This window comes from Polaromonas sp. P1_G4 (genome assembly GCF_056405475.1).
The window spans coordinates 1-620 of sequence record NZ_JBFUCA010001033.1 but is presented as its reverse complement, the minus strand read 5'-3'; the positions used below and the strand labels follow the sequence as shown (position 1 = coordinate 620).

Below are 620 nucleotides of genomic sequence, written 5' to 3'. Positions count from 1 at the left end.
GAATGGGAGTTGCATCGCGTATGCAGTGCCGTAATCCCAGGCGATACCGATAAGCCCGAACGCCGAAAACACCAACGCCCACACCAACACTTTTGCCACGGAGAGTTGGGCTTCTTGCTTGCCACGGATTCGGTACTCTTCATCCAGCTTTGCTTCCAAAGCCAACAACCTCTCATCAAGTGCTACCCGCCGCGCATACTTCCCCGCTTGATGTACTTCTTTCTGTTCATCACTTAATTCGTCCCAAGTCGRCTCAAGTTTTTTCCATTCAGCGTTTTCTATCTCGTCGGCGGCCTCGCGCTCTCGCTGCAGAACTTGCCAAGGTATGTCGAGTTCCGGTGGGCCAAACCAAATTTCGCGCCAAGGTTTTTTATCACTCGCTGTGCGAAACGAAAGCACTGCAACACAAAAAACAATGGTGGTAATGAGAATTGTCCAGCCGATGTTCTCGTTGATGTGCTTCAACTCTTGGTAGAAGAACGCGATCAACCAACCGCCCGCGAGGAAAAGAAGGAATACCCCGGAGTTTATGAATGCCTTCTTCTTGTCGGTGGTGAAAACGATCCACATCTTCTTCCAGTTGAGGAAGATAAGGAACGGAGGTAAAAGGACACTGATTG

The 620-nt window shown here is 49.9% G+C and carries 1 protein-coding gene; it reads right to left on the bottom strand.

What is annotated here, in order from left to right; all coding sequences use genetic code 11:
- Nucleotides 1-570, bottom strand: a 570-nt coding sequence (locus AC1D1X_RS25205; RefSeq protein WP_477699622.1) for a hypothetical protein, incomplete at its 3' end; no start/stop codon positions are given.
- Between the last annotated feature and the right edge of the window lie 50 nt (nt 571-620).